At 57.6% G+C, this 2,237-nt stretch carries 1 rRNA gene; it reads left to right on the top strand.

From position 1 onward, the window contains the following. The first annotated feature begins 173 nt into the window (after positions 1-173). A 5S ribosomal RNA gene (gene rrf / locus GNK13_RS17420) occupies positions 174-282 on the top strand. Positions 283-2,237: the final 1,955 nt, after the last annotated feature.

Raw genomic sequence — 2,237 nt, 5'->3', positions numbered from 1 at the left:
GTGTAAGCACGGTAACGTGTTGAGCTAACCAGTACTAACGGGCGAAAGTTTGACCATCACTATCTTGCACTCGTGACGGACGCCTCCGCGTTCGATCACCGCTTCTTATAAGAATCGCAATTTACCCAACAACACACGGCTGGTGCCGGGTGAAATACCCCGGCACCCGTCCTTCCGGTGAACATATCGGAAAGGTGACACCTGTTCCCATCCCGAACACAGCAGTTAAGCTTTCCGAGCCGATGATAGTGCATACCAGCGTGAAAGTAGGTATCGCCGGATTTTAAAAACCCTCTTGGTCTTTGGCCTAGAGGGTTTTTTCATGCGCCGCTCGCTCACTCCCATGAGCGTTTCGCCACAGAGGGCGGCAGCGGACCGCGGATCACTCAGATATCGCGGATGTTCAGCCCTCGATCTTCGCGCTGCTGGTGGGCCCGCCCTTCGGAGTCAGCCACAGAGGGCACAGAACCCACAGAGGCGGAGGGAGTGATCGTGAAAACACTCTCGTGAGTGAGTTGACGCTGTTTTGCGATAGCCATCACCCTCCCCCCGGGAGGGTCGCGAGGAACGAGCGGGGAGGGTCCGGTCGGCGCTCGCGTGATGAGTGCGTGTGCCCCTTTTGGCTCAACGCTTTGGCTCGTTTTCCTACGGCTCAATCGTGAGTTCGTGCCGAAACCCATTGCCCTCCCCGGGCCTAAGAGCCCGACCCTCCCGCAAGCGGGAGAGTAATATTTTGAGGTGCCGTTTCTCCTTCTGGCGACCTTTTCCCTCCGGCGCCTTTCACCATCCCAGGCGGCGGGAGTGATTGGCGAAAGCTCAAGTCCTTCACTTCGGTCGTCCTCGGTGCTCTCTGTGACCTCGGTGGCTTCCCAGCTCCCGCCCCGTCCGGGGCTACGCCATCTATGATGCGGAGTGCCAACAAGGAGTCAGCCACAGAGGGCACCGAGCTCACAGAGGCGGAGGTAGTGATGGTGAAAACGTTCTCGTGAGTGAGTTGACGCTGTTTCGCGTAGGACACCACCCTCCCCCCGGGAGGGTCGCGAGGAACGAGCGGGGAGGGTCCGCCAGACGATCGCGTGATGAGTGGGTGTGACCCTTTTGCTCCACGCATGGGCTCGTTTTCCTACGGCTCAATCGTGAGTTCGTGCCGAAACCCATTGCCCTCCCCGGGCCTAAGAGCCCGACCCTCCCGCAAGCGGGAGAGTAACATTTTGAGGTGCCGTTTCTCATTCGGGCGGCCTTTTTCTCCGGGCTTTTCACCATCCCAGGCGGAGGGAATGGTTGGCGAAGCTCAACTCCCTCACTTCAGATTTTCTCGGTGTCCTCTGGGTCCTCGGTGGCTTCACAGCTCCCGCCCCCGCCCGAAGCGATGTGCCGCGGGAACGCTGCAATCAGGGACGCCGACGGCCTTGTTGCCTCTGGACGCCGTACCGCTTTGACGCGAATCCGCCGCGACTTCGCAGCACCTGCGGCAGCAGCTGCAGCTATGTGTCCAATTTTTGCAAAAACTTCGCGGAGAGCTCTTGCGGATTTTCGCTTCAGATGCGATTCTTCCCGGACCGAGTTAATGAGCTCCGACGCGACGCGAAGGATCGTTCAGCGACTCGGTTTCGAGCCCTTTTTGGATGCCCTGGCTGCCCAGGGCGAGCAAAAAAACCGGGGCTTCGAAAAAGCGAAAACAGCCGTTGACGACCTGGTTCGGAAGCCGCTAAGATTCGCAAATCGCCCGAAGGTGACCAAGTGAACAGCCATGCCACACGGCTTGCACTGTTCCCTTGGCTGCTTTCCAGCGGCACCTGATCGCTCCGGTGATCACTGATATTTGACAATTTGGTTGTTGGGTAAAAAGCATCTAAGAGCACCACATGTGCTTGTGCTTTCACTTGAAGGTTCGCCTTTGAGTGGCACGAGCAAAATGTAGTTCTTCAAGAAGCGTTTGAGTGAAGCCCGTCGCTTGAGAGGCTCCTTCGGGAGCGGATCGAGGGAGTGGCTTCGCTCGAGATGAGCTTGCAAGGATTCGATGTAGCCCGCTCGATGCATTCGGGGATCGGCTTTGCCGGTTGCCGAGTGTGTGGTAGTGGGATTTATCGTCTGATGGTTCATCGCGATCGAGATCTAAAGTGACAGCGGAGCAATTCGCAGATCACGAGTTTGAGATTGTGATGGTCAAACTATCAAGGGCACATGGGGGATGTCTTGGCGTCAGAAGACGAAGAAGGGCGTGGAAGTCTGCGAAA

It is taken from the genome of Candidatus Laterigemmans baculatus (assembly GCF_010367455.1).
Taxonomy (GTDB): domain Bacteria; phylum Planctomycetota; class Planctomycetia; order Pirellulales; family Pirellulaceae; genus Laterigemmans; species Laterigemmans baculatus.
Note: the sequence above shows the minus strand (reverse complement) of the source record. Positions and strands in the feature narration are given on the sequence as shown.